At 61.1% G+C, this 26,038-nt stretch carries 21 protein-coding genes; 10 read left to right on the forward strand and 11 right to left on the reverse strand.

The features are described 5' to 3' along the window. Positions 1–12: 12 nt before the first annotated feature. From BM317_RS12035 to BM317_RS12080, 10 genes are all read right to left on the reverse strand, one after another. Positions 13–1,578 carry a SpoVR family protein gene (locus BM317_RS12035; RefSeq protein ID WP_060740355.1) on the reverse strand — a complete coding sequence of 522 codons (1,566 nt, stop codon included), beginning with the start codon at positions 1,576–1,578 and terminating at the stop codon, positions 13–15. After that, positions 1,575–2,846: a YeaH/YhbH family protein gene (locus tag BM317_RS12040; protein ID WP_003206179.1), complete on the reverse strand. Its 1,272-nt coding sequence runs from the start codon at positions 2,844–2,846 to the stop codon at positions 1,575–1,577. The genes BM317_RS12035 and BM317_RS12040 overlap by 4 nt, the downstream gene beginning before the upstream one ends. A gap of 113 nt (positions 2,847–2,959) precedes the next feature. Further along, entirely contained in the window at positions 2,960–4,882 is a 1,923-nt protein-coding gene (locus BM317_RS12045; RefSeq protein ID WP_053125937.1) for a PrkA family serine protein kinase, read from the reverse strand. Between the two features lie 299 nt (positions 4,883–5,181). Next, positions 5,182–5,511 (reverse strand): thiosulfate sulfurtransferase GlpE, encoded by a 330-nt coding sequence (glpE, locus tag BM317_RS12050; RefSeq protein WP_060740356.1) that lies wholly within the window; start codon positions 5,509–5,511, stop codon positions 5,182–5,184. 32 nt (positions 5,512–5,543) lie between these two features. Beyond that, positions 5,544–6,419, reverse strand: a complete 876-nt coding sequence (locus BM317_RS12055) for a symmetrical bis(5'-nucleosyl)-tetraphosphatase (RefSeq protein WP_092474404.1) — start codon at positions 6,417–6,419, stop codon at positions 5,544–5,546. Next, positions 6,419–6,799: a Co2+/Mg2+ efflux protein ApaG gene (gene apaG, locus BM317_RS12060; RefSeq protein WP_053125932.1), complete on the reverse strand. Its 381-nt coding sequence runs from the start codon at positions 6,797–6,799 to the stop codon at positions 6,419–6,421. Before apaG ends, BM317_RS12055 begins: the two co-directional genes overlap by 1 nt. 116 nt (positions 6,800–6,915) lie before the next feature. Next, positions 6,916–7,734, reverse strand: a complete 819-nt coding sequence (gene rsmA / locus BM317_RS12065) for a 16S rRNA (adenine(1518)-N(6)/adenine(1519)-N(6))-dimethyltransferase RsmA (RefSeq protein ID WP_060740358.1) — start codon at positions 7,732–7,734, stop codon at positions 6,916–6,918. Continuing rightward, entirely contained in the window at positions 7,731–8,720 is a 990-nt protein-coding gene (pdxA, locus tag BM317_RS12070; RefSeq protein ID WP_092169668.1) for a 4-hydroxythreonine-4-phosphate dehydrogenase PdxA, read from the reverse strand. Before pdxA ends, rsmA begins: the two co-directional genes overlap by 4 nt. Continuing rightward, entirely contained in the window at positions 8,717–10,033 is a 1,317-nt protein-coding gene (gene surA, locus BM317_RS12075; RefSeq protein WP_139197862.1) for a peptidylprolyl isomerase SurA, read from the reverse strand. The genes pdxA and surA overlap by 4 nt, the downstream gene beginning before the upstream one ends. Beyond that, positions 10,014–12,812 carry an LPS-assembly protein LptD gene (locus tag BM317_RS12080; protein ID WP_092169677.1) on the reverse strand — a complete coding sequence of 933 codons (2,799 nt, stop codon included), beginning with the start codon at positions 12,810–12,812 and terminating at the stop codon, positions 10,014–10,016. Before BM317_RS12080 ends, surA begins: the two co-directional genes overlap by 20 nt. Before the next feature lie 130 nt (positions 12,813–12,942). Between BM317_RS12080 and BM317_RS12085 the strand changes: the two genes are divergently transcribed. The 3 genes from BM317_RS12085 to BM317_RS12095 are packed head-to-tail and all read left to right on the forward strand — an operon-like array spanning position 12,943 to position 15,405. Beyond that, the gene (locus tag BM317_RS12085; RefSeq protein WP_092474406.1) at positions 12,943–13,968 is read left to right on the forward strand and encodes an aminoglycoside phosphotransferase family protein; all 1,026 of its coding nucleotides are present in this window, start codon (positions 12,943–12,945) and stop codon (positions 13,966–13,968) included. Then, positions 13,965–14,636 carry an N-acetylmuramate alpha-1-phosphate uridylyltransferase MurU gene (gene murU, locus BM317_RS12090; protein ID WP_092169686.1) on the forward strand — a complete coding sequence of 224 codons (672 nt, stop codon included), beginning with the start codon at positions 13,965–13,967 and terminating at the stop codon, positions 14,634–14,636. The genes BM317_RS12085 and murU overlap by 4 nt, the downstream gene beginning before the upstream one ends. 1 nt (position 14,637) lies before the next feature. Beyond that, entirely contained in the window at positions 14,638–15,405 is a 768-nt protein-coding gene (locus BM317_RS12095) for a TerB family tellurite resistance protein (RefSeq protein ID WP_092169691.1), read from the forward strand. A gap of 196 nt (positions 15,406–15,601) precedes the next feature. Here the strand turns inward: BM317_RS12095 and BM317_RS12100 are convergent, their stop codons facing one another. Next, entirely contained in the window at positions 15,602–16,594 is a 993-nt protein-coding gene (locus tag BM317_RS12100) for an alpha/beta hydrolase family protein (RefSeq protein WP_092474408.1), read from the reverse strand. Between the two features lie 74 nt (positions 16,595–16,668). Between BM317_RS12100 and BM317_RS12105 the strand changes: the two genes are divergently transcribed. The 7 genes from BM317_RS12105 to BM317_RS12140 all read left to right on the forward strand — a co-directional run bounded on the left by BM317_RS12105 (position 16,669) and on the right by BM317_RS12140 (position 25,960). Next, complete coding sequence (locus tag BM317_RS12105) at positions 16,669–19,065, forward strand: PAS domain-containing sensor histidine kinase (RefSeq protein WP_092474410.1); 2,397 nt, start codon at positions 16,669–16,671, stop codon at positions 19,063–19,065. A gap of 70 nt (positions 19,066–19,135) precedes the next feature. After that, on the forward strand, positions 19,136–19,765 hold the full coding sequence (locus tag BM317_RS12110; protein WP_060740366.1) for a response regulator: 630 nt from the start codon (positions 19,136–19,138) through the stop codon (positions 19,763–19,765). A 347-nt stretch (positions 19,766–20,112) separates the two neighbouring features. Then, positions 20,113–21,237 carry an ABC transporter ATP-binding protein gene (locus BM317_RS12115; protein ID WP_092169705.1) on the forward strand — a complete coding sequence of 375 codons (1,125 nt, stop codon included), beginning with the start codon at positions 20,113–20,115 and terminating at the stop codon, positions 21,235–21,237. A gap of 49 nt (positions 21,238–21,286) precedes the next feature. Beyond that, complete coding sequence (locus BM317_RS12120; RefSeq protein ID WP_092169709.1) at positions 21,287–22,330, forward strand: ABC transporter substrate-binding protein; 1,044 nt, start codon at positions 21,287–21,289, stop codon at positions 22,328–22,330. Between the two features lie 193 nt (positions 22,331–22,523). Beyond that, a complete protein-coding gene (locus BM317_RS12125; protein ID WP_060740368.1) occupies positions 22,524–23,771 on the forward strand; it encodes an ABC transporter permease in 1,248 nt (415 codons plus the stop codon). A 12-nt stretch (positions 23,772–23,783) separates the two neighbouring features. Beyond that, positions 23,784–24,608: an ABC transporter permease gene (locus tag BM317_RS12130; RefSeq protein ID WP_092169715.1), complete on the forward strand. Its 825-nt coding sequence runs from the start codon at positions 23,784–23,786 to the stop codon at positions 24,606–24,608. A gap of 203 nt (positions 24,609–24,811) precedes the next feature. Continuing rightward, on the forward strand, positions 24,812–25,960 hold the full coding sequence (locus tag BM317_RS12140) for an iron-containing alcohol dehydrogenase (RefSeq protein ID WP_092169723.1): 1,149 nt from the start codon (positions 24,812–24,814) through the stop codon (positions 25,958–25,960). Positions 25,961–26,038 lie beyond the last annotated feature (78 nt).

Raw genomic sequence — 26,038 nt, forward strand, 5'->3', positions numbered from 1 at the left:
GCGAAAACGGGATCAAAGATGAATGACGGCCAGGTCCAGGCGGCCATAATCGCCTTCGGCTTGTTCGCCCCTGGGCGGTACATGATGGGTTTTCATCACTTGGTCGCCTTGCAGGGTTTCCAGGTGGATGTCGAAGCCCCAGAGGCGATGCAGGTGCTTGAGCACTTCATCGGTGGAGTCGCCCAGTGGTTTACGGTTGTGCGCCTGGTGTCGCAGGGTCAGCGAGCGGTCTCCGCGGCGGTCGATGCTGTAGATCTGCACATTGGGCTCGCGATTACCCAGGTTGTACTGTGCCGCCAGGGTTTCGCGGATGATGCGATAGCCGCTCTCATCGTGAATGGCGGGTACCACCAGGTCATCTTTCTGGTCGTCATCCAGGATGCTGAACAGTTTCAGGTCGCGGATCACCTTGGGCGAAAGGTACTGCAGGATGAAGCTTTCGTCCTTGAAGCTGCTCATGGCGAATTTAATGGCGGACAACCAGTCCGAACCGGCGATTTCCGGGAACCAGCGACGATCTTCCTCGGTAGGGTTTTCGCACATGCGCCGAATGTCGCGGTACATGGCGAAGCCCAGTGCGTAAGGATTGATGCCGCTGTAATAAGGGCTGTCGAAGCCAGGTTGGAACACCACGCTGGTGTGTGACGTCAGGAACTCCATCATGAAGCCGTCGGTGACCAGGCCTTCGTCGTACAGGTCGTTCATCAGCGTGTAGTGCCAGAACGTGGCCCAGCCTTCGTTCATTACCTGGGTTTGGCGCTGTGGATAGAAATACTGGGCGATCTTGCGCACGATGCGCACGATTTCCCGCTGCCACGGCTCCAGCAGCGGCGCATGTTTTTCAATGAAATAGAGAATGTTCTCCTGGGGCTCGGCAGGGAAGCGGGCATTGTCTTTTTCGTTGTACTTGTCCGCGCCCTTGGGAATGGTGCGCCAAAGATCGTTGATCTGTTTTTGCAGGTGTTCTTCGCGGTCCTTCTGGCGTCGGCGTTCTTCTTCGGCGGAAATCGGATACGGTCGTTTGTAGCGGTCCACGCCGTAGTTCATCAGGGCATGGCAGGAGTCCAGCAGATCCTCCACTGCATCGATACCGTGGCGCTCCTCGCATTGCATGATGTACTGCTTGGCGAACACCAGGTAATCGATGATCGAACTGGCATCGGTCCATGTGCGGAACAGGTAGTTGCCCTTGAAGAAGCTGTTGTGCCCGTAGCAGGCATGCGCCACCACCAGGGCCTGCATGCAGATGGTGTTTTCTTCCATCAGATAGGCGATGCAGGGGTCGGAATTGATCACGATCTCATAGGCCAGCCCCATCTGACCGCGGCTGTAGGATTTCTCGGTGCTGAGGAAGTGCTTGCCGTAGGACCAGTGGTGATAGCCCAGCGGCATGCCGACCGACGCGTAGGCGTCCATCATTTGCTCGGCGGTGATCACCTCGATCTGGTTCGGGTAGGTGTCGAGGGCATAACGGTCCGCGATACGGCTGATTTCGCGGTCGTAGGCCTTGATCAGCTCGAATGTCCATTCGGAGCCGGTGGAAATGGGCTGGCGTTTCTGCTCTTTTTTGGCGGTCATGTCACTAACCTGCGCTGGAAGAGTTCACGGAAGACCGGGTAGATATCCCCGGCCGAGACCAGTTGCTGTTGGGCAAATGTGTCGGAAAATGCTTCGGCAATCCGTTCGTATTCGTACCACAAGGCCTGGTGTTCCCGTGGAGTAATTTCCACATAGGTGTAGTACTGGACGAACGGCATGATCTGGTTGATCAGGATGTCACGGCAGATTGGTGAATCGTCGTTCCAGTTGTCACCGTCCGATGCCTGGGCCGCATAGATGTTCCATTCGTTGGCGGGGTAGCGTTCGGCCATGATTTCCTGCATCAACTTCAGGGCGCTGGAGACAATGGTGCCGCCGGTTTCCCTGGAGTAGAAGAACTCCTCTTCGTCCACTTCCCGAGCGCTGGTGTGGTGGCGGATGAATACCACGTCGATCTTGTCGTAGTTCCGCTTCAGGAACAGGTACAACAGGATGAAGAAGCGCTTGGCGATATCCTTGGTGGCCTGGGTCATGGAGCCGGAAACGTCCATCAGGCAAAACATCACCGCCTTGGAGCTGGGGTTTGGCTGTTTCACCAGCAGGTTGTACTTGAGGTCGAACGTATCGAGGAACGGGACGCGGTGGATGCGGGCGCTGAGTTTCTCGATTTCCGCTTCCAGGTCCTGAATGTCGCCGAAATTGTCGGGTTCTTCGCGTTTAAGACGAGCGAGCTCTTCCTTGGCTTCGCGCAGTTTGGCCCGGCTGCTGCCAGACAGCGCGATGCGTCGGGCGTGGGCCGAACGAAGGGTGCGGATGATGTTGATGCGTGACGGGTTGCCTTCATTGCTGATACCGGCACGCACGGTCTTGAAGGTGTCGGTACCGGTCAGGTTGCGCTTGACCAGGTTCGGCAGCTCCAGGTCCTCGAACATGAACTCCAGGAATTCCTCCTGGGTGATCTGGAAGACAAACTCATCCATGCCTTCGCCGGAATTGCCGGCCTTGCCAGGGCCCTTGCCGCCACCGCCGCCCTGGGGCCGGGGGATGTGCTCGCCACTGGTGAATTCCTTGTTGCCAGGGTGCACGACGGTCTGTTTGCCGCCGCGACCATGGTGAAGCACCGGCTCGTCGATGTCGCGGCCAGGGATGCTGATCTGCTCGCCATGTTCCATATCGGTAATGGAACGCCGGCTGACCGCCTCTTCGACGGCCTTCTTGATGTGGTCGCGGTAACGCCGCAGAAACCGCTGGCGGTTCACCGTGCTCTTGTTCTTGCCATTAAGGCGTCGGTCGATCACATAGCTCATAGGCCCCTCCAGGGGAGCTTCAAGTCGTAAGCCTCAAGCCGTAAGGGGCGTGGCGTCGAGCCTTGGGCTCGACGCCGCTCCCTTGCAGTTTGTAGCTAGAAGCTTGCCGCTGCTTACTGCGATTTCCGGACCCGCAGGTACCACTCGGAAAGCAGTCGTACCTGTTTGTCGGTGTAGCCACGTTCGACCATGCGTGTGACGAAGTCGTTGTGTTTTTGCTGGTCCTCCTTGCTGGCCTTGGCGTTGAAGCTGATGACGGGCAGCAGGTCTTCGGTGTTGGAGAACATTTTCTTCTCGATGACCACCCGCAGCTTTTCATAGCTGAGCCAGGTTGGGTTCTTGCCGTTGTTGTTGGCCCGGGCGCGGAGCACGAAGTTGACGATTTCGTTGCGGAAATCCTTCGGATTGCTGATGCCCGCCGGTTTCTCGATTTTTTCCAGTTCCTCGTTGAGGGCTACGCGATTGAGTATTTCGCCGGTTTCCGGGTCGCGGTATTCCTGGTCCTGGATCCAGAAGTCTGCGTACAGCACGTAGCGGTCGAAGATGTTTTGGCCGTATTCGCTGTAGGACTCCAGGTACGCCGTCTGGATCTCCTTGCCGATGAACTCGATGTAGCGTGGGGCCAGGTATTCCTTGAGGAAGCGCAGGTAACGCTCGCGGGTTTCGGCCTGGAATTGTTCCTGTTCGATCTGCTGTTCCAGCACATACAGCAGGTGAACCGGGTTGGCGGCAATTTCGTGGGGGTCGAAGTTGAAGACTTTGGACAGGATCTTGAACGCGAAGCGCGTGGACAGCCCGTTCATCCCTTCATCGACACCGGCGTTGTCGCGGTATTCCTGGATCGACTTGGCCTTCGGATCGGTGTCCTTGAGGTTTTCACCGTCGTACACGCGCATCTTCGAATAGATGTTGGAGTTTTCCGGCTCCTTGAGGCGCGACAGCACCGTGAACTGGGCCAGCATCTTCAGGGTGTCGGGGGCGCAATGAGCCTTGGACAGCGAGCTGTTGAACAGCAGCTTGTCGTAGATCTTCACCTCGTCGGTCACTCGCAGGCAGTACGGCACCTTGACGATATAGATCCGGTCGATGAAGGCTTCATTGTTCTTGTTGTTGCGGAAGGTATGCCATTCCGACTCGTTGGAGTGCGCCAGCAGGATGCCGGTGAACGGAATGGCCCCCAGGCCCTCGGTGCTGTTGTAGTTGCCTTCCTGGGTGGCGGTCAGCAGCGGGTGCAGCACCTTGATAGGTGCCTTGAACATCTCGACGAATTCCATCAGGCCCTGGTTGGCCCGGCACAGCGCACCCGAATAGCTGTAGGCGTCGGCGTCGTTCTGTGGGAATTCTTCCAGTTTGCGGATATCGACCTTGCCCACCAGTGCCGAGATGTCCTGGTTGTTTTCGTCCCCCGGCTCGGTCTTGGCTACCGCGATCTGGTTGAGGATCGAGGGATAGAGCTTGACCACCCGGAACTGGCTGATATCACCGCCGAACTCGGCCAGGCGCTTGGTCGCCCATGGCGACATGATGGTATTGAGGTAGCGGCGTGGAATACCGAAGTCTTCCTCGAGGATCGCGCCGTCCTCTGTGGCATTGAACAGCCCCAGGGGCGATTCGAACACCGGCGAGCCCTTGATGGCATAGAAGGGCACTTTTTCAATCAGTTGCTTGAGTTTTTCGGCCAGGGACGATTTACCACCACCCACGGGGCCGAGCAGATAAAGGATTTGTTTCTTCTCTTCCAGGCCTTGGGCGGCATGGCGGAAATAGGACACGATCTGTTCGATGCATTCTTCCATCCCGTGGAAGTCCGCAAAGGCCGGATAGCGGCGAATCACCTTGTTGGAGAATATGCGCGAGAGCCTCGAGTTGGTCGAGGTATCCAGCAGCTCCGGTTCTCCGATGGCCAGCAACAGACGTTCCGCAGCCGACACATAGGCACTGCGGTCCTGCTTGCAGAGTTCGAGGTATTCCTGCAGCGAGTATTCCTCTTGCCGCGTGGACTCGAAACGTTGCTGGAAGTGGCTAAAAATGCTCATGACGTCACCTCGCTCGATACGTGGAGCCGGTGTCGGATCAATCAGTCGATGCTGGACAGCCGCTGGGAACCCAGTTGCCGTTTACCCCCCAGAATGCTTTCAAGAATGCAGGCTCCTGAAAGCTGACTCCCGATGACCCGCGCGCCGGTGTACCGGCTCTCCCCTGTTTTGGATGGCCTGAGGCTAAGGATAGTTCGGAATCGCGGAGGTAAAGGTGGAATAAGTAATTAGTTGTGGCAGACCGTTCGTCTGCCCTCGCTCAAGCCCACGGTTCACGCGGGCTTGGCCGGCATAAAAAATTATTCGGCGGTGCCTTGCGCCGTTTCTGCAGGATAGGTCGTGCGCCACAACTCAAAACCACCGTCCAGGCTGTAGACGTCGGTGAAGCCCTGGCTGATCAGATAGGCGGCTGCGCTCTGGCTGGAGTTGCCGTGATAGCAGACCACGACGGTCGGTGCATCGAGGTCGGCGGCGCGGATGAAGTCGGCGATGGAATGGTTATCCAGGTGCTTGGCGCCACTGATATGCAGAGCTGCGAATGTGGCTGGGTCGCGAACGTCGACGACGACCGCGCCTTGCTCGCGCAGGGCCTGGGCCTGTTCCGGGGGGATGCGTTTGAATTCGGTCATGGGGGACTCCTGTAGCTTGAGCGCAACGCCGGTCAAATGGCGGTGCCGGCCGGCAATGGTGCTGCGGTCGGGTGATGGATTCTGGCGTGGCCCTGTTCGTCGCAGTCGCAACGCAGTTGCTCGCCCGTGTCGACGTTCATCAGCGTCATGGCGCTGCCCCACACGCAGCCGGTATCGAGGGCGAAGACGCCGGGTTCGTCGCACTGACCGCCCAGTGCCGCCCAGTGCCCGAAAATGATTTTCAGGTGACGGGTCTTGCGCTCGCTGTGCTTGAACCAGGGAGCGTAGCCGGGTGGTGCGGTCTCGATGCCTTCCTTGCCCTTGAGGTCGAGCTTGCCGTCGCGGGTGCAGAAGCGCATGCGCGTGAAATAATTGGTGATGACGCGAAGGCGGGCGCTGCCGGTGAGGTCGTTGTCCCACTTGACCGGCTCGTTGCCGTACATGCCATCCAGGTAGGGCGCGAACAGATTGTCGTCGCGCAGGGCCTGTTCCACCTCGCCGGCGCACTTGAGCGCCTTGCGCAGGGACCACTGGGGCGGGATGCCGGCATGGACCAGCGCCAGGTTGCGTGGCTCGTCGTAGTGCATGAGCTTTTGCTGGCGCAGCCACTCCAGCAGCTCAACGCAATCGGGGGCGTCGAGGATTTCCTTCAAGGTGTCGGATTTTTTCAGGCGCTCGATGTTCTGCCAGGCGGCCAGCAGGTGCAGGTCGTGGTTGCCGAGCACGCACACCAGCGACTGGCGGATGCCGTAGAGAAAGCGCAGCGTATCAAGGGATTGCGGGCCACGGTTGACCAGGTCACCCACCAGCCACAGCGTGTCTTTCTGGGGATCGAAGGCGACGCGTTCCAATAGGCATTTGAGCGGATCGAGGCAGCCTTGCAGGTCGCCGACCGCATACGTGGCCATTAGTGCAGCGCTCCGGGCACGGCCAGGCGAAAGGGCTTGATGACGGCGTCGAAGCGTGTGCCGTCCTCGGCCAGCATCTGGTAGGTACCCTGCATGGTGCCGACCTTGGTGGTCATCACGGTCCCGCTGCTGTAGCTGTGGCTTTTACCGGCGTCGATCAACGGCTGCTGGCCGACAACGCCTTCACCACGCACTTCTTCGACATGGCCGTCGCCATCGGTGATGACCCAGTGCCGCGACAGCAGCCTGGCTGGCAAGGAGCCGTTGTTGCGCACGGTAATGCTGTAGGCGAAGGCGAAGCGGTCATGCTCGGGTTGCGACTGTTCTGCCAGAAAACGGGTGGTGACGCTGACGTCGACCTGATAACGAGGATCAGACATGCAAATAAGGCCTTAAAAACGAAGCGGGACGCGGGCGCGACTCAGGAGATCAGTCTAGGCCAAGTATCGGGTAGTAGACCAGACTGGCGTACTGCCCGATAGCGCTTGTCACCCGTTCAGCTGGCGTCGGCTTGCGGAGCGACCTGTTCGCTGAGCTTGTCGGCCAGGCGTACGAAAGCTGCCAGGTCCAGCTGCTCGGGGCGCAGGCTGCCGTCGACGCCGGCGGCTTCGATTTCGGCGCTGCTGAGCAACAGTTTCAAGGTGTTGCGCAAGGTTTTGCGGCGTTGGTTGAACGCTTCGCGCACCACCCGCTCCAGTAGGCGATGATCCTTGGCCGGGTGCGGCAGGACGGCATGAGGTACCAGGCGGACGATGGCCGAATCGACTTTCGGTGGCGGGTTGAATGCACCCGGACCGACGTTGAACAGGTGTTCGACCCGGCAATGGTACTGGACCATGATCGACAGGCGGCCCCAATCGCCACCGCCAGGGCCGGCGGCGAGGCGCTCGACCACTTCTTTCTGCAACATGAAGTGCATGTCGCGGATCAGGCTGGCGTTGCTCAGCAGATGGAAGATCAGCGGTGTGGAGATGTTGTACGGCAGGTTTCCCACCACCCGCAGGCTGTTCGGCGCGGCATTCAGGCTATTGAAGTCGAACTTCAATGCGTCGCCCTGGTGCAGGTTGAAATTGCTCTTGCCGGCGAACTGTTGGTTGAGGATCGGGACCAGGTCCTTGTCCAGTTCCACCACGTCCAGTTGCGCGCCGCTGTCGAGCAGGCCCTCGGTCAGGGCGCCCTGGCCCGGCCCGATTTCCAGCAGGCGGTCGTCGGGCTTGGCCCGGATGGAGCGCAGGATGCGATCGATCACGCCGGCATCATGCAGGAAGTTCTGGCCGAAGCGCTTGCGCGCGCGGTGTTGGTATTGCTCGGTCATAAATGGGTCTCGGCCATCTGGTAGGCGGTTTCCAGGGCGACCTGCAGGCTGCCGGTATCGATCTTGCCGCTGCCGGCCAGGTCCAGGGCGGTGCCATGGTCCACGGAGGTACGGATGATCGGCAGCCCCAACGTCACGTTGACTGCCGCGCCGAAGCCTTTGTACTTCAGCACGGGCAGGCCCTGGTCGTGGTACATCGCCAGCACCGCATCGCAGTGCTCCAGATATTTGGGGGTAAACAGAGTGTCGGCAGGCAGCGGGCCACGCAGGTCCATGCCCTCGCTGCGCAAGCGCTCCAAAGTGGGTTCGATGATGTCGATTTCTTCACGGCCCAGGTGACCGCCTTCGCCGGCATGGGGGTTGAGCCCGCAGACCAGGATGCGTGGCCGGGCGATGCCGAATTTTGCCTGGAGGTCGGCGTGCAGGATACGCGTGACCCGCTCCAGGCGTTCCGGGGTGATGGCGTCGGCGATGTCCCGCAAGGGCAGGTGAGTGGTCACCAGGGCCACACGCAGGCCGCGGGTGGCGAGCATCATCACCACTTGCGCGGTGTGGGTCAGGTCCGCCAGGAATTCGGTGTGTCCGGAAAAGGCAATCCCGGATTCATTGATCACGCCCTTGTGCACCGGTGCGGTGATCATGCCGGCGAACGTTCCGTCCAGGCAGCCTTGGCCAGCGCGGGTCAGGGTTTGCAGGACGAACGCGGCGTTGGCCTTGTCCAACTGCCCGGTGACGACCGGGGCGCCCAAGGGCGTATCCCAGACATACAGGCTGTTGGCGGGTGCCGGAGCATCCGGCCAGGCCTGCGGTGTCACTGGCAACAGGTCGACGACCACCCCCAGTTGCGCGGCCCGTTCAAGGAGCAGGTCGCGACTGGTGATGGCAATCAGAGGGTGCGGCTGGGGGTGCGAGGCGAGCAGCAGGCACAGGTCGGGACCGATGCCGGCTGGTTCGCCGGGTGTCAGCGCGAAACGCTTGGGTTTCACTGCGCTGCCTGGTCTGCACCAGGAAGTTTGATTTCAACGTAGGCTTCGTCGCGAATCTGACGCAGCCAGGTTTGCAGCTCTTCGTCGTACTTGCGGTTGCGCAATACGGTCATCGCCTGCTGTTCGCGTGCCTGGGTGGTGCTGTCGGTGGCGCGACGGCCAAGGACTTCCAGTACGTGCCAGCCATACGGGCTCTTGAACGGCTTGGACAGTTGGCCTTGCGGCGTATCGGCCATGACCTGGCGGAACTCGGGAACCAGTGCATTCGGGTCAACCCAGTTCAGATCACCGCCGTTGAGGGCCGACCCCGGGTCTTCGGAGAAACTCTTCGCCAGTTCGGCGAAGTCCTCGCCCGCTTCGATGCGGTCGTAGAGTTTTTCCGCCAGGCGCTTGGTCTCGGCTTCGCTGCGAATCTCGCTTGGCTTGATCAGGATGTGGCGAACATGCACTTCGTCACGGACCTGGGTTCCGCCACCGCGTTTTTCCAGCACTTTCAGGATAATGAAGCCGCCTGGGGTGCGTGCTGGCTGGGTGATGTCGCCCACGGCCATGGCGCTCAGTTCACGGTCGAACGGAGGCGGCAGTTGAGCGGGCTTGCGCCAGCCCATGTCGCCGCCTTCCAGGGCGTTGTCGCTGCCCGACTTGGCAATGGCCATCTGGCCGAAATCAGCGCCTTGCTTGAGCTGCTGGTAGACATCCATTGCCTGGCGATAAGCGCTCTGGATGGCTTCGGAGTTGGCGCTTTCCGGAGTAGGAATCAGGATGTTCGCCAGGTGCAGCTCTTCGGAAAGCTGCATCTTGCCCAGGTCGGAGGCGAGGAAATTCTTCACTTCCTGCTCCGACACCTGGATGCGTTCGGCGACACGGCGCTGGCGCACACGGCTGATGACCATTTCGCGACGGATCTGATCGCGGGCGTCCTCGTAGGAGAGGCCGTCGCGAGCCAGGGCGGCGCGGAACTGGTCGATGCTCATGTTATTGCGCTGGGCAATGGTGCCGACAGCCTGGTTCAGTTCTTCATCGGTAATGCGAATGCCGGAACGCTCGCCGATCTGCAGTTGCAGGTTTTCGACGATCAGGCGCTCGAGCACTTGCTGGTCCAACACACCCGGAGGCGGCAGGCCACCGCCGCGCTTGGCGATGGTTTGCTGCACTTCATGGACGCGCTGGTCCAGCTGGCTCTGCATGACCACGTCGTTGTCGACGATGGCCACGACCTTGTCGATGGGCTGTACCGCGGCGTTGGCCGCGGTACCCAGGAACAGCGCGCCCAGCATCAGCGGGCGCAGACAATCAGAAAGCTTGGTCTTCACGTTCACGATAACCTTGGATGCCTTTGTCGAGGAAACTCTCTACCTTGGCGCCGGTAAGGCCGCCGAGTCCCTTCAGAACAATTTGGAGGAAGACGCCGTGGTCGCCTTTTTCGTTTTCCGGGGCGGCTTGACTGAACTCTTCGTAGTCGACCCAGTAACGGTTGATCAGGCGCAATTTCCAGCAGCAGTTGTCGTATTCGAAACCACCGAAGGCTTCCAGGGTACGGTTGCGGTTGTAGTCATACTGCCAGCGGCTGATCGCGTTCCACTGCGGCACGATCGGCCAGATGACCGAGAAGTCGTGCTGCTGGATCTTGTAGTAGTCCTTCACGTAGCCAGGCTGGCCAGGCGTACCGTAGTCGCCACCGCCCACGGACCATTGACCCGTAGTCTGGTCGTAACGGACCTGGTCGTTGCGATAGCGATAACCGGCGTTGATGACCTTGTTCGGGTTGTCTTCAGGCTGGTAGTGGAACATCGCGCTACCCGAGCGAGGGCTGCGAGTGTCCGGGTCCCAGTTGTAGGTAGCCGTGGTGCGCCAATCGCGGTTCCAGCGGAACTCATATTCCAGGGCGTAAGGCGATACATCCGATTTGGCGTCTTCGCGCGTATTGAAGTCGATGCCCGGCAACTGGACTTCGCGATCCTTGAAGTACAAGGCCTGGCCGACGCTGATGCGCTGGCGTTCGAAACCGTTTTCTTGGATCCAGCGGCTGGTTATGCCCAGCGACAGTTTGTTCTCGTCGCCGACACGGTCGGAGCCCGAAAAACGATTGTCACGGAACAGCGAGGAGTAGCTGAAGGTGTACTCACCGGTGTCGAACACAGGGATATCGCTCTGGTCTTTCTCAGGTACGTAGAGATAGAACAGGCGTGGTTCCAGAGTTTGGCGATAGTTGGTGCCGAACCACTGGGTATCACGGTCGAAATACAGGCCGCTATCGATGCTGGCGATTGGGACGCCGCGGCTCTGGCTGCCGCTGTACGTGCCGCGCAGACGATCCGTCTCGGCGGATTGCGCGGCGATCTGGGATTTGCCAGTGCCGTCCAGATCCAAATCGTATTGGGTGTATTGGTATTTGAGCGACGGCGTGATGAAGCCGTAGGTGGCTTCCATCGGCAGGCTCATTACCGGCGCCAGATTCAGGCGAGTACCGTTGGCCCGTGCCAGTCCGCGAACGTTGGAGTCCAGCCTTGGCTCGGAGTTACCGTCTTCGTCAGTGTAGGCGCCGGTCCGCAGATCACGATCGAACCGCACCAGCTCTGTTTTGTAGGCGAGGTCCAGTCCATACGGGTGTTGCGGCAGCTCACCGATGAAGGTGATCTGAGGCAAGCGGTTGTAAGGGGTGATCTTCGAAATCGTTGCCATCTGGTAGGCCTGGGCATTCACCCGCGCCGTGTAGCTGTCGCCGCGATAGCTGACTGCGCCTTGCTGATTGACGTAATCATTGGACTCGATACCAATCTGATCGCTTTCAAGATCCTGGAAATAGTACGGATCGCTGATCTTGGTGTAGTCGACTTCTGTCAGCACGCGGGAATCGAGGCCGCCCTTGTGCTGCCAGTTGTACATGTAGCGGGTCTTGTCGTAATCGCTCTGCCCGCTGCGCTCATCATCTTCATCGTTGAGGTACGCCGCGCCGAACTGACCTTCGCTGGACTTGGTCAGGTAGCGGAACTCGCCTTCCATCAACAGGCCGCGCTTGCTCATGTAGCGTGGGTACAACGTGGCGTCGTAGTTCGGCGCCAGGTTGAAGTAGTACGGGGTGACCAGCAGGAAGCCGGTGTCGCTGCCGCTGCCTATGGTCGGCGGCAGGAAGCCGGACTGGCGACGGTCGTCGATCGGGAAGTAGATGTACGGCGTGTACAGGACCGGGAAGTCCTTGACGCGCAGCGTCACGTTGGTCGCGGTGCCGAAGCCGGTGGCCGGGTTCAGGGTGATGTTGTTGCCCTTGAGCGTCCAGGCGTTGCTGCCCGGTTCGCACGTGGTGTACGTACCGTCCTTGAGGCGGATGATCGCGTTCTCGGCACGCTTGGCGTACAGCGCGTTACCGCGGATGCGCGATTTGTGCATCACGTATTCGGCGTTGTCGACCTTGGCTTCGCCGGTGTCCAGCTGTACATCGGCATGGTCGCCGACGATCAGCGCACCGTTGTCGCGAACCCGTACGTTGCCGCTCAGCTCGCCACGGTTCTCGGCCTGGTACAGGCTGGCCTCGTCGGCCTCGACCTGCATGCTGCCCTGGCGCATGACCACGTCACCGGCCAGGGTCGCCACCTGTTCTTCCTGCTGATAGCGTGAAGCCTTGGCACCGAGGAACGTGGGCGCATCGCTCTTGGCGGTCTTGTCATTCATGCCAGGACGCGTTGGCTCGATATAGGCACCGGCGCAGTAAGGACCGGTTTCAGCCAGTTGCGCCGGGGTGAGGTTCTCGCGTGGAACCCAATCCAGGTGGCTGTAGTCTGCACTGCGCGACTTCAGGCCGCGGCCCTTGGCTTCGGTAACGAGCATCGGCTTTTCGCCGGCTTCCTCGCCCGAGCTGCTGTCGGCTGGCGCCGCGCCGCTGTCGGAAACCGCACTGCCGTCATGCACGGGGCGTGGCGGCAACGCGGCGGCCGGCGTCTTGGGCGCACAGTCCCAGGCACCCGAAGCGGAGACGGAGCAGTCATACTGCTGCGCCGCGACGACGAATGAAGAGGCCAGGGGTTGCAGGGCCAGCAGACTGCCGGTGACCAGCAACGGAAATTTTTTACGAAACGCGGGGGATTTCAATGCCATCTTATTAGTCCGGGCTTCCTGCGTGCCATCTGCCCGCGGTGTGGGCCGCACGCCTCTCGATGGTCTGAAAAAGATGCTGGATAATAAAGCATGACCCGCTTGACGGCTAGCGCCGTCGGAGACCCTTGCAATGCCCGACCAAGATGTACGCTTGCAACACCTGAAAGTTTGGCTCGATGAACAGCTGCCGATCCTTTTCACTCAACAGGGCTGGGGCACCGTACCCCCGGCCACGTTGACCGCCGCCAGCAGTGACGCGAGTTTCCGGCGGTATTTCCGCTGGGAAGGCGAGGGCCGCAGTTTGATCGTAATGGATGCGCCACCGCCCCAGGAAAACTGCAAACCCTTCGTGGATATTGCTTTTTTATTGGCTAAATCCGGCATCAACGTGCCGAAAATTTATGCTGAAGACCTTGAACGCGGCTTTCTTTTGCTCAATGACCTGGGCAATCAGACCTACCTGGACGTGATCGACAGCGAAAATGCCGACGATTTATTCGGCGATGCCTTGCAAGCCTTGTTGGCTTTCCAGCAACTGCCAATGGTCGCGCCGTTGCCGAGCTACGATGTCGCGTTGCTGCGTCGGGAGCTGGAATTGTTTCCCGAGTGGTACGTCAAGCGCGAGCTGGGCATCGAATTCGATCCGGCCCAGCAGCAACTCTGGCAACAGGCCAGCGAGCTGTTGATCGACAGCGCCCTGGCCCAGCCCAAAGTGCTGGTGCACCGCGACTACATGCCGCGCAACCTGATGCTCAGCGCACCGAACCCCGGTGTGCTGGACTTTCAGGATGCGGTCTATGGCCCGGTGACCTACGACGTGACCTGCCTGTTCAAGGATGCCTTCCTCAGTTGGCCCGAGGCGCGTGTGCGCGGCTGGCTGGAGCGTTACTGGCAGCAGGCAGGCGCCCTTGGCATTCCTGTCCAGCCCGATCTCGAGGATTTCCTGCGGGCCAGCGACTTGATGGGCGTGCAGCGTCACCTCAAGGTCATCGGGATCTTCGCGCGCATTTGCCACCGTGATGGCAAACCTCGTTACCTCGGCGATGTGCCGCGTTTCTTTGCTTATATAGAAGCGGTCATTGCCCGGCGTCCTGAACTGGCACCGCTCGATGAGCTGCTTGGCAGCCTGCGGCAGTCGGCCGGAGCAACAGAATGAAGGCAATGATCCTGGCGGCGGGCAAGGGCGAGCGCATGCGCCCCCTGACCCTCACCACGCCAAAGCCGTTGATTCGCGTGGGTGGCGTTCCCTTGATCGAATACCACTTGCGGGCGCTCGCCAAGGCCGGGTTCAGCGAGATCGTGATCAATCACGCCTGGCTCGGCCAGCAGATCGAAGATCACCTGGGGGACGGTTCGGGTTTTGGCGTGAGCATTCGGTTTTCACCTGAAGGCGAGCCGCTGGAGACCGGGGGAGGGATTTTCCGGGCCTTGCCGTTGCTGGGCGATGACGCGTTTGTGGTGGTCAATGGCGATATCTGGACCGACTACGATTTCAGCGCGTTGCGCAGGCCGCTCAAAGGGCTGGCGCACCTGGTGCTTGTCGATAATCCGGAGCATCACCCGAACGGCGATTTCATTCTGGCCGACGGAAAAGTTCACGATGGGCGAACGCCTGCCGACAACCTGACCTATAGCGGCATCGCCGTCCTGCACCCACGGTTGTTCGACGGTTGCACAGGCGGTGCCTTCAAGCTTGCACCGCTGTTGCGTACGGCTATGGCCGAGGGGAGCGTCAGTGGCGAGCACCTGAAAGGGCATTGGGTCGATGTCGGCACCCATGAACGGTTGGCGCAGGTCGAAACCTTGATAGAAGCGAGCGGTTGATATGTGGTGGCCAGGGACTCTGATTGGAGCCGGGGCGGGCTTTGCCATCGCCAGCATTCCGGGGGCCATGCTTGGCGCGTTGTTGGGGCAGGCGCTGGACCGGCGCCTGAACTTGCAGGGCTGGGCGCAAATACGCGAACGGCTGGGCGGGCGCCCGGCGTTGCGCAACGATGAGTTGTTGTTTGTATTGCTCGGGCGTCTGGCCAAATGCGATGGGCGCGTGGTCGATGGCCACATCCAGCAGGCTCGCCAGGAGATGCGGGCGTTGGACTTGAGTGAATCGGCGCAGCGCCGGGCGATCGCGGCGTTCAACCGGGGCAAGTCCGGAAACGATCGGTTGCGCGGTTATATGCGTCGCCTGGCCGTCCAGCCCCATGCGGCTGAAGGGGTATTGCGCGCCTGTTGGCGGATGGTCTGGGCCGATGGGCGTGCCGGTGTCGGCGAGCGGGAACTGGTTGCCCAATGGGGCCGCTGGTTGGGCTGGACGCCGCAACAGGTCCAGGCGCTGGCGGCTGATTATGAACCGCAGAAACTGTCGCGGCCCAACGCCGGCGTGACCTATCAGGAGGCCTTGCGCTTGCTGGGGGTTTCGGCCACCAGCGAACCGTCGCAGATCAAGCGGGCTTACCGGCGACTGCTCAGCCGCCATCACCCGGACAAGATTGCCGGCAGCGGAGCGACGGCCTTGCAGGTGCGTGAAGCCACCGACAAAACCCGAGAGCTGCATAACGCCTATCGGTTGATTCGCGAGCGGCGGGATTTTCGCTAGAAGGGATAACAGTAGATAAGGAGGGGAAAAACTGTGGCGAGGGGATTTATTGTGGCGAGGGGATTTATCCCCGCTCGAGTGCGCAGCGCTCGCTATCAGATTGTGTTGTTGCGCGGGTTTTAGGGTTGCTGCGCAACCCGGCGGGGATAAATCCCCTCGCCACAAAGTCAGTCTTCGGCTTGGCCAGCAGTAAGCCTTACTCCCCCACCTTCTGCGGATTCAACCAACCCCGAACCCGACGAAACAGCTGTTCCTGCTCCGCCGCCGGGTTCGGCAGGGCCTTGAGGGACACCTGGCTGAAGGTCGAACCTTTCAAGCGTTTGCTCGCCTGCAAGCGCTCCAGCGCCGCGTTGCGATCCAGCGGTTTGTCCATGTAGAAAATATCGGCGGTCGCCAGTTTCAAGGTCGGGGTCAGTTCGGCCAGGCCGGGCTTGGCAGTGACCGGAGTCTGCGCAGTTACCATCACGAAGCGTTCGACTTGCGAAGGCTGCTTTTCACTCAAGTAACGTGCGGCCCAATAGGCGCCGGTGCCATGGCCCAGCAGCACGATACGGCGTGCGCTTTGCTGTTCGGCGTAGGCCAGCGCCGCATCAATGCGGGCGAAGATGCGCTCGGCGTCGGCCTTGGCATGTTCTTCTTCGGTTTGCGCAACGACCGGATCCACCGCATCGGCTTCGCCGCCGGCGACCTGTTCGATCGGCGCCGAAGTGGTCGCGTCCGGTGCCGCGGCAGCCGTATCGGCCGGCTTGGTCTCGGGCGCGGCTTCCACCACGCGCGGTGCGATGACATCGCTTTGCAGGTCCGGCAGGGTGATACTCAGGCTGCTCCATTCAACATCGGGCAATTTTTTGCGTAATGGGCCGACGACTTGAGGCCAGTCAGCGGTTTCGCCGGCACCGGGGATGATAATGACCGCGCCTCTGGGATCACTGGTGTTGGCCGGTTTCCACAGTGCCAGGAAAGTGTCGCTGCCGGTCTGCAACTGTTGCTGTTCCTGGGGCGGGAGTTTTCGTCCAAGTGCGGCCGCTTCTTCCTGGCTACGCTCGAGCAAAGGCTGGCGCTCGACAGGTTTTGCCTCGGCAGGTTGCTCGGCGGCGGGGGGCGTTTCGCTGGCCTGGACAGAAAAGGCACTTGGCAGGATCAGCGATAGGCACAATGCTGGCAACGCCAGGCGATAAACAGAGGGCATCGGATATTCCATGACCAGAAGTATTTCCGGCAGCCTAATGGGTTGGTCAGTATTTGTCAGTGCGTGAGACTTCAATGATGCGTTTTTGCTGCCTGTGGGTTATCGGCTGTTTATGGCTTCCCTTGATGGCGTGGGCCGCGCCCGCGCCGTCGACGCCTGGGGTGCAATTGAATGCAGGGCAGCGCCAATGGCTGGTGCAACATCCGCAATGGCGGGTCGGCCTGGTCTTGCAGGCGCCCTATGCGCAATACGACCGGCGCTTGCAGCGTTTGTCCGGCACCAATGTCGAGTTGATGCAGTGGCTGGGCAAGGCGTTGAACGTCGAGCTGACCTGGCGCAACTTCCAGGACGTGGCGCAACTGGAAGCCGCGGTGCGTGCCGGCGAGGTGGACGTCGCTCCGGGCCTGACCCAATCCCGGGGCGGGCTCAAGCTCTGGCAGTTTTCCGATCCCTACATGCGCGTGCCGCAATTGATCGTCGGCGCGCAGAAAGGCGCCGAGGGGGTGGAGTTGGAAAAACTCGACGCCCAGGCCCGCGTTGCGGTGCGCATGCCCAGTGCGACGGCCGATTACCTGCGCAGCAACTACCCGACGCTGAACCTGCAAGGCGTGCCGATGGAGCGCGAGGCCCTGCAATTGCTGCTGACCCAGCAGGCCCGGTACGCGGTGGTCGACGAGGCGCAACTGGGCAGGTTGATGGTCGAACCCGAATTCGCCGAGCTGGCGGTGGTGGGCGACATTGGCCTGCCGCAGTTACTACGGGTTGCCACACGCCGGGACTGGCCGGAGCTGGCAGAAATCATCGACAGAGGGTTGCAGGCAATCCCGGCCAAGGAGCTGGAGCAGCTGCACAGCCGTTGGCTCAAGCCAAAATACCCGCGCCTGACCGAGACCCCGGGTTTCTGGCAGAACCTGACCCTGTTGATCCTGGTCCTGCTGCTCAGCAGCGTCGCCATCGTGTTCTGGCAGCGCCGCCAGCAAGGCGCACTGGAGCGCCGTCTGCGTGTCGCGAGGGAGGACATCGCCCAGCGTGCAGCCAGCGAAGAAGCCTTGCGCCTGACCCAGTTCTCCATCGATCAAAGCACGGTCGGCATCCTGTGGGTCAATTGGGACAGCCACGTGCGTTATGCCAACCGAGCGGCCGAAACCATGCTCGGCTATGCCCCGGGCGCCATCATCGAGCGGCCCTTGATCGACTTCGAGCCGGGCTTGCACATGGACCGCTGGTTGAACCTGTGGAAGCGCGCCCGGGCCAGTGAAGAGGGGCCGCTGAGCTTCGAAACCGAGTGCGTGCGAGCCGATGGCAGCATCCTGCCGACCGACGTTTCCCTGAGCTTCCTGCGTTTTCGCGACGCCGAATACCTGGTGGTCTACCTCAATGATGTGACCGAGCGCCGACGTGCGCTGGCAGCGTTGCGCGAAAGCGAGGCGCGGCTGCAAGGCATCGCCGCCAATGTGCCGGGCCTGGTCTTTCGCCTGGAGCGGGCGCCGGTGACCGGCCAGATCGACTTTGCCTACATCAGCGAAGGCAGCGAAAGCCTGGTGGGGTATTCCCCTGCAACCCTGGCCCGCAGCGACACCGGGCTGCGTAGTCTGGTGCATCCGCAGGACAAGGCCGATTACCGCCGCACCCAGGACCAGGCGCTGGATACCGACAGTGACTGGGCATGGCAGGGCCGTATCCTGACCCGCGAAGGCCAGGAGCGTTGGGCCGAGATCAAGGCGATCACTCGGCGCCTCGAGGATGGCGCCTATGTCTGGGACGGTATCGTCTGGGACATCACCGACAGCAAGCGCATCGAACTGGAATTGGCCAGTTCCCGGGAGCAGTTGCGCGAGTTGTCGGCGCACCTGGAAAGCGTGCGGGAAGAGGAAAAAGCGCGGATTGCCCGGGAGGTCCACGACGAGTTGGGCCAGATGCTGACCGTATTGAAGCTTGAAACTTCCATGTGTGAATTGGCCTACGCGCAACTCGACCCGGGCCTGCATGAGCGACTTAACAGCATGAAGCGCCTGATTGCTCAGTTGTTCCAGCTGGTGCGGGACGTGGCGACGGCGTTGCGCCCGCCAATCCTGGATGCTGGCATCGCCTCGGCCATCGAATGGCAGGCCCGGCGCTTCGAGGCGCGAACGCAGATTCCTTGCCTGGTGCAGGTGCCGGACAACCTGCCGCCCCTGAGCGACGCCAAGGCCATCGGTCTGTTTCGGATTCTCCAGGAGGCACTGACCAACGTGATGCGCCATGCCCAGGCGCATACTGTGGAGTTGACGCTGGTTCAGCAAGGCGCTGATTTATGTCTGACTGTCAGTGACGACGGTGTAGGATTTATTGCCGATACGAGCCGGCCAACGTCCTTTGGCTTGGTCGGCATGCGTGAACGGGTACTGATCATGGGTGGACAGTTGACCCTGGAAAGCGAGCCGGGGGAGGGCACCACCCTGTCGGTGCGGGTGCCGTTGAATGAGGCCTGATGGTTTGGGTTGCCTGGGCTGACGCTATCGCGAGCCAGCTCGCGATGAGATCCTGAATCTGGAGAGTAATGTGATCCGTGTACTGGTAGCCGAAGACCACACCATCGTCCGCGAAGGCATCAAGCAGTTGATTGGCCTGGCCAAGGATCTGCTGGTGGTGGGAGAGGCGAGCAATGGCGAACAGTTGCTCGAGACCTTGCGCCAGGTGCCCTGCGAAGTGGTGCTGCTGGATATCTCCATGCCGGGCGTCAACGGCCTCGAGGCGATCCCGCGGATCCGTGCGTTGAACAATCCGCCGGCCATCCTGGTGCTGTCGATGCATGACGAGGCGCAAATGGCCGCCCGTGCCCTGAAGGTCGGTGCCGCGGGCTACGCCACCAAGGACAGCGACCCGGCCCTGCTGCTCATGGCGATTCGCAAGGTCGCGGCCGGCGGGCGCTACATCGACCCGGACCTGGCCGACCGCATGGTCTTCGAAGTCGGCCTGACGGACACGCGACCGCTGCACTCGCTGCTGTCCGAGCGTGAATTCTCAGTCTTCGAACGCCTGGCCCAGGGCGCCAACGTCAACGACATCGCCCAGCAACTGGCCCTGAGCAGCAAGACCATCAGCACCCACAAGGCGCGGCTGATGCAGAAACTCAACATCACCTCATTGGCGGAGTTGGTGAAATATGCAATGGAGCACAAGTTGCTCTGAGCCCCACCGCAGTTTCCCCTTGTGGGAGCGGGCTTGCTCGCGAATGCGGTGCTTCAGTTACATCTGTATTGACTGTCCGCCGTATTCGCGAGCAAGCCCGCTCCCACAGGGTTTTGTGTCGGCATATCCATTTGCGACACACCCCGACAGCGCTTTTTGCCCCTGCTTGCCGCTTGCCGCTTAAAACGCGCCGCCGCACTTACCCAATCCCGCCATCCTTGTAGGGCGATCCCTACCCCGACTCTTCCATCCGGCTGAGGCGATTCTCTCCTGCGCCCCGATTTGCGCGGACCCCTGGGTCCACTAGGCTTGATTCACAAGCAGTCATCAAAACAAAAGGTGCGGGTATGAGCCAGGTCGATTCAAGCGCGGGGACCAGCGATGTGCTGGTCAGCTTTCGTGGTGTGCAGAAGAGCTACGACGGCGAGAACCTGATCGTCAAAGACCTCAACCTGGACATTCGCAAAGGCGAATTCCTGACCCTGCTCGGGCCTTCCGGCTCCGGCAAGACCACCAGCCTGATGATGCTCGCCGGGTTTGAAACCCCAACCGCCGGCGAGATCCTGCTGGCCGGGCGCTCGATCAACAATGTGCCGCCGCACAAGCGCGACATCGGCATGGTGTTTCAGAACTACGCCTTGTTCCCGCACATGACTGTCGCCGAGAACCTTGCTTTCCCGCTGACCGTGCGAGGCCTGAACAAGAGCGACGTGAGCGATCGGGTCAAGCGTGTCTTGAGCATGGTCCAGTTGGACAGCTTCGCCCAACGCTACCCGGCGCAGTTGTCCGGCGGCCAGCAACAACGGGTGGCCCTGGCCCGGGCGCTGGTGTTCGAGCCGCAGTTGGTGCTGATGGACGAACCCCTGGGGGCGCTGGACAAGCAATTGCGTGAACACATGCAGATGGAAATCAAGCACCTGCACCAGCGCCTTGGCGTGACCGTGGTCTACGTGACCCACGACCAGGGCGAAGCCTTGACCATGTCCGACCGTGTGGCGGTGTTCCACCAGGGCGAAATCCAGCAGATCGCTCCACCGCGCACCCTGTATGAAGAGCCGAAAAACACTTTCGTCGCCAACTTCATCGGTGAAAACAACCGTCTCAACGGTCGCCTGCACAGCCACACCGGCGATCGTTGTCTGGTGGAGCTGGCGCGCGGCGAGAAAGTCGAGGCCCTGGCGGTGAATGTCGGTCAGCCCGGCGAGCCGGTGACCCTGTCGATCCGTCCGGAGCGGGTGAGCCTCAACGGCGTCAGCGAACAATGTGTCAACCGCTTCTCAGGGAGGGTGGCGGAATTCATCTATCTGGGCGACCACGTCCGGGTTCGCCTGGAAGTCTGCGGCAAGAACGACTTCTTCGTGAAGCAACCGATTGCCGAGCTCGATCCTGCGCTCGCCGTCGGCGACGTGGTTCCGCTTGGCTGGCAAGTCGAGCATGTGCGTGCGCTCGATCCCCTTCTAGAGGCGAATTGATCGCCCACTGCTGTACCAACACCAACCCTGCACGTGGAGAGAACAATAAATGTTGAGATCCCTGAAGTTCACAGCCCTGACACTGGGCATGATGGGTGCGGCAAGCGCGATGGCGGCGGGCCCGGACCTGACCGTGGTGTCTTTCGGCGGGGCGAACAAGGCGGCTCAGGTCAAAGCCTTCTACGCACCGTGGGAAGCGGCCGGCAATGGCAAGATCGTGGCTGGCGAATACAACGGCGAAATGGCCAAGGTCAAGGCCATGGTCGACACCAAGAGCGTTTCCTGGGACTTGGTGGAAGTCGAGTCTCCGGAATTGTCCCGTGGTTGTGACGAAGACCTGTTCGAGCAACTGGACCCGGCCCTGTTCGGCAAGACCGAAGATTACGTCAAGGGCGCCATCCAGCCTTGCGGCGTAGGTTTCTTCGTGTGGTCGACCGTGCTGGCCTACAACGCCGACAAACTGAAGACCGCGCCGACCAGTTGGGCAGACTTCTGGGACACCAAGCAATTCCCGGGCAAGCGCGGCCTGCGCAAAGGTGCCAAGTACACCCTGGAATTCGCCCTGATGGCCGACGGCGTAGCGCCGAAAGACGTCTACAAAGTGCTGGCCGGCAAGGATGGCCAGGACCGTGCGTTCAAGAAGCTCGACGAGCTCAAGCCGAATATCCAGTGGTGGGAAGCCGGCGCCCAGCCGCCGCAATACCTGGCTTCCGGTGACGTGGTCATGAGTTCGGCCTACAACGGCCGGATCGCCGCGGTACAGAAAGAAAGCAACCTGAAAGTGGTGTGGAACGGCGGCATCTACGACTTCGACGCCTGGGCCATCCCGCGCGGCCTGGACAAGACCCGCGCCGAAGCGGCGAAGAAATTCATCGCCTTCTCGGTTGCACCGCAGCAGCAGAAGACCTACTCGGAAAACATCGCCTACGGCCCGGCCAATACCCAGGCTGTGCCGTTGCTGGCCAAGGATGTCCTGAAAGACATGCCGACCACCCCGGAAAACATCGCCAACCAGGTGCAGATCGACGTCAGCTTCTGGGCTGACAACGGTGAGCAACTGGAGCAGCGCTTCAACTCCTGGGCGGCCAAATAACCGCTGACATGGATCGTTCCCACGCTCTGCGTGGGAATGCCGCCCAGGACGCTCCGCGTCCTCTGTGACGCAGAGCGTCACTGGATGCATGCCCACGCAGAGCGTGGGAACGATCAGTTCAGCGAGCACGGTTTTAAAAGAACAGAGGCGGCCCACCGCCCCTGTAACGATAAAAAGATTTGCGGAGTTCGCCATGGCCATCGCCGTTCCACTGAACGCGGGCACCAGCCCCACCCTCAAGCAACGGCTCAAGCGCGCCGAGCGGGTCAACCGCTGGAAGGCCCAGGCCTTGATTGCGCCGCTGGTGCTGTTTCTGTTGCTGGTGTTCCTGGTGCCGATCGTGGCGCTGCTGTTCAAAAGCGTCAGCAACCCGGAAGTGGTGGGCGCCATGCCTCGCACGGTCGCTGCCGTCGCGGCCTGGGACGGACGCGGTTTGCCGGGCGAGCCGGTGTACAAGGCTGCCAGTGAAGACCTGGCCGAAGCCCGCAAGAATCAGACCCTGGGCGACTTGTCCAAGCGCCTGAACATGGAGCTGGCCGGCTATCGCAGCCTGCTGACCAAGACTGCTCGGGCGTTGCCGTTTGCCACCGAGCCGGCTTCCTATAAAGAAGCCATGGAAAACCTCGATGAGCGTTGGGGTGACCCGGCGTACTGGCAGGTGGTCCGCCGCAACACCAGCAACGTCACCCCGTATTACCTGCTGGCGGCTGTCGACCATCGCATCGATGACCTGGGGGAACTGGCCCCGGCGACTCCCGACCAGGCGATTTACCTGGATATTTTCACCCGTACGTTCTGGATGGGCCTGGTCATCACCGCGATCTGCCTGGTGCTGGCCTATCCGCTGGCCTACCTGCTGGCGAACCTGCCGTCGCGCCAAAGCAACCTGTTGATGATCCTGGTGTTGCTACCGTTCTGGACCTCGATCCTGGTGCGAGTCGCAGCGTGGATCGTGCTGCTGCAGTCGGGCGGCCTGATCAACAGTGGCCTGATGGCCATGGGCATCATCGATAAGCCCCTGGAGTTGGTGTTCAACCGCACCGGTGTCTATATCTCCATGGTCCATATCCTGCTGCCGTTCATGATCCTGCCAATCTACAGCGTGATGAAGGGCATCTCGCCCACCTACATGCGGGCGGCGATTTCCCTGGGCTGCCATCCGTTCGCCAGTTTCTGGCGGGTGTATTTCCCGCAGACCTATGCCGGTGTCGGCGCCGGTTGCCTGTTGGTGTTCATTCTTGCCATCGGCTACTACATCACGCCGGCGCTGCTGGGCAGCCCGAACGACCAGATGGTCAGCTATTTCGTCGCGTTCTACACCAACACCAGTATCAACTGGGGCATGGCCACGGCGCTCGGCGGGCTGCTGTTGCTGGCGACCGTCGTGCTTTACCTGATTTACAACCGGCTGGTGGGCGCCAGTCGCCTGCGCCTGAGCTAAGGGGAGATCGAAATGCTGAGTCCTTACATGTCTCCCGTCGAACGGGTGTGGTTCTACACCTTGCGCACGCTCTGCGGGCTGATCCTGTTGTTCCTGATCCTGCCGGTGCTGGTGATCATTCCGCTGTCGTTCAACTCCGGCAGTTTCCTGGTGTACCCGTTGCAAGGTTTCTCGCTGCAGTGGTACCACGATTTCTTCGCCTCGGCCGAATGGATGCGGGCGCTGAAAAACAGCATCATCGTGGCGCCGGCGGCGACGTTGCTGGCGATGATCTTTGGCACGCTGGCGGCCATCGGGCTGACCCGCGGTGACTTCCCGGGCAAGGCGCTGGTGATGGCCCTGGTGATTTCGCCCATGGTGGTGCCGGTGGTAATCATCGGTGTGGCCAGCTATCTGTTCTTCGCACCGCTGGGGTTGGGCAACAGTTTCCTCTCGCTGATCGTGGTCCATGCCGTACTGGGTGTACCGTTCGTCATCATCACGGTGTCGGCGACCTTGCAGGGGTTCAATCACAACCTGGTCCGCGCCGCCGCCAGCCTCGGGGCTTCGCCCCTGACGGCGTTTCGTCGGGTTACCCTGCCGTTGATCGCCCCGGGCGTGATCTCCGGGGCCCTGTTCGCTTTCGCGACGTCGTTCGATGAAGTGGTGGTGACCCTGTTCCTGGCCGGTCCCGAGCAGGCAACGTTACCCCGGCAGATGTTCAGCGGCATTCGCGAAAACCTCAGCCCCACCATCGCCGCGGCGGCGACGCTGCTGATTGCCTTCTCGGTGATCCTGCTGCTGACCCTGGAGTGGTTGCGTGGGCGTAGCGAGAAGTTGCGCACGGCCCAGGTATAACGTCTTACATGGATCCAGTGTGGGAGCGGGCTTGCTCGCGAATGCGGTGTGCCAGTCGACATAAATGTTGAATGTGCCGCCGTATTCGCGAGCAAGCCCGCTCCCACAATGGGGTTGCGGTGTATTCATAAGCTGAATAGCAGACAACCCCCAATACCGAGCTATTCTTGTGCCAGCCCACACTCGAACAAGAGGCCGCGCACATGAGTCTTTCCTCATTCAAGATCGCCCATAAACTGATCACCGGTGCCGCTGCCATCGAGCAACTGGCCGCCGAGTTGACGCGCCTGGACGTCGACAACCCGCTGATCGTGACCGATGCGGCGTTGGTCCAGTCCGGCACCGTGGAGCTGGCCCTGCAACATCTGGGCGGACGCGACTACGAGATTTTCGACCGGGTCATGCCGGACCCGGAAATCGCTATCGTCGAGGATTGCATGCAAGCCTACCGCGACGGTGGTCATGATGGCCTGATCGGTTTGGGCGGCGGCAGTGCCATCGACATCGCCAAGTGCGTGGGCGTCTATGCCGGGTACCACGGTGAGTTGCAAGATATGTTCGGCGTCGATCAGGTGCCGCGCAAAGGCCCGCCCATGATTGCCATCCCCACCACAGCCGGTACCGGTTCGGAAGTCACCAACGTGGCGATCCTCTCCGACAAGGCCGCGCAACTGAAAAAAGGCATCGTCAGCGATTTTCTGTTGCCGGACGTGGCGCTGGTCAGCCCACAGATGACCCTCACGTGCCCCCGTGGCGTAACGGCGTCCAGTGGTGTCGACGCGCTGGTCCATGCCATCGAGGCCTACCTGTCGCTCAATGCGTCGCCGATCACCGACGCCCTGGCTATCGGTGCAGTCAAGCTGATCAGTCGGGCGTTGCCCAAGGCCTATGCCAACCCCGCCCATCTGCAGGCCCGTGAGGACATGGCCACGGCCAGCCTGATGGCCGGCATGGCCTTCGGCAATGCCGGGGTTGGCGCGGTGCACGCGCTGGCCTATCCATTAGGTGGGCGCTTTCACGTTTCTCACGGCGTCGCCAATGCATTGTTACTGCCGTACGTCATGGCGTGGAACAAAATGGCGTGCGTCGAGCGCATGCGTGACATCGCCGAAGCCATGGGTATCAGGACTGGCCACCTGAGCGATATGGAGGCCGCCGACGAAGCCGTGGAAGCCATGGTTGCCTTGTGCGCCGCCGTGGAAATCCCCCAGGGCCTGAGTAGCCTGGGCGTGACCGAGGACGTGATTCCCTCCATGGCCCTGGAGGCCGTGGGGATCGAGCGGTTGATGCGCAACAACCCACGCAAGCTGACCGCCAGCGACATCGAGAAGATCTACCGCGCGGCGTATTGATCGACGGTCACGGTGGGCGCGCCAAATCTTGAGGTATACAATGCGCGCCATCGTGATTTCGCTCAAAACAGGTGCGTC

The organism is Pseudomonas sp. NFACC24-1, from assembly GCF_900115235.1.
Classification (GTDB): domain Bacteria; phylum Pseudomonadota; class Gammaproteobacteria; order Pseudomonadales; family Pseudomonadaceae; genus Aquipseudomonas; species Aquipseudomonas fluorescens_AA.

Coding starts and splice junctions, on each gene's coding strand:
- BM317_RS12125 (WP_060740368.1), top strand. CDS start 22,524: ATGGCCATCGCCGTTCCACTGAACGCGGGCACCAGCCCCACCCTCAAG.
- murU (WP_092169686.1), top strand. CDS start 13,965: ATGAAGGCAATGATCCTGGCGGCGGGCAAGGGCGAGCGCATGCGCCCC.
- BM317_RS12140 (WP_092169723.1), top strand. CDS start 24,812: ATGAGTCTTTCCTCATTCAAGATCGCCCATAAACTGATCACCGGTGCC.
- apaG (WP_053125932.1), bottom strand. CDS start 6,799: ATGTCTGATCCTCGTTATCAGGTCGACGTCAGCGTCACCACCCGTTTT.
- BM317_RS12040 (WP_003206179.1), bottom strand. CDS start 2,846: ATGAGCTATGTGATCGACCGACGCCTTAATGGCAAGAACAAGAGCACG.
- BM317_RS12100 (WP_092474408.1), bottom strand. CDS start 16,594: ATGCCCTCTGTTTATCGCCTGGCGTTGCCAGCATTGTGCCTATCGCTG.
- BM317_RS12045 (WP_053125937.1), bottom strand. CDS start 4,882: ATGAGCATTTTTAGCCACTTCCAGCAACGTTTCGAGTCCACGCGGCAA.
- glpE (WP_060740356.1), bottom strand. CDS start 5,511: ATGACCGAATTCAAACGCATCCCCCCGGAACAGGCCCAGGCCCTGCGC.
- BM317_RS12080 (WP_092169677.1), bottom strand. CDS start 12,812: ATGGCATTGAAATCCCCCGCGTTTCGTAAAAAATTTCCGTTGCTGGTC.
- BM317_RS12120 (WP_092169709.1), top strand. CDS start 21,287: ATGTTGAGATCCCTGAAGTTCACAGCCCTGACACTGGGCATGATGGGT.
- BM317_RS12035 (WP_060740355.1), bottom strand. CDS start 1,578: ATGACCGCCAAAAAAGAGCAGAAACGCCAGCCCATTTCCACCGGCTCC.
- BM317_RS12085 (WP_092474406.1), top strand. CDS start 12,943: ATGCCCGACCAAGATGTACGCTTGCAACACCTGAAAGTTTGGCTCGAT.
- BM317_RS12095 (WP_092169691.1), top strand. CDS start 14,638: ATGTGGTGGCCAGGGACTCTGATTGGAGCCGGGGCGGGCTTTGCCATC.
- BM317_RS12055 (WP_092474404.1), bottom strand. CDS start 6,419: ATGGCCACGTATGCGGTCGGCGACCTGCAAGGCTGCCTCGATCCGCTC.
- rsmA (WP_060740358.1), bottom strand. CDS start 7,734: ATGACCGAGCAATACCAACACCGCGCGCGCAAGCGCTTCGGCCAGAAC.
- BM317_RS12105 (WP_092474410.1), top strand. CDS start 16,669: ATGATGCGTTTTTGCTGCCTGTGGGTTATCGGCTGTTTATGGCTTCCC.
- BM317_RS12115 (WP_092169705.1), top strand. CDS start 20,113: ATGAGCCAGGTCGATTCAAGCGCGGGGACCAGCGATGTGCTGGTCAGC.
- BM317_RS12130 (WP_092169715.1), top strand. CDS start 23,784: ATGCTGAGTCCTTACATGTCTCCCGTCGAACGGGTGTGGTTCTACACC.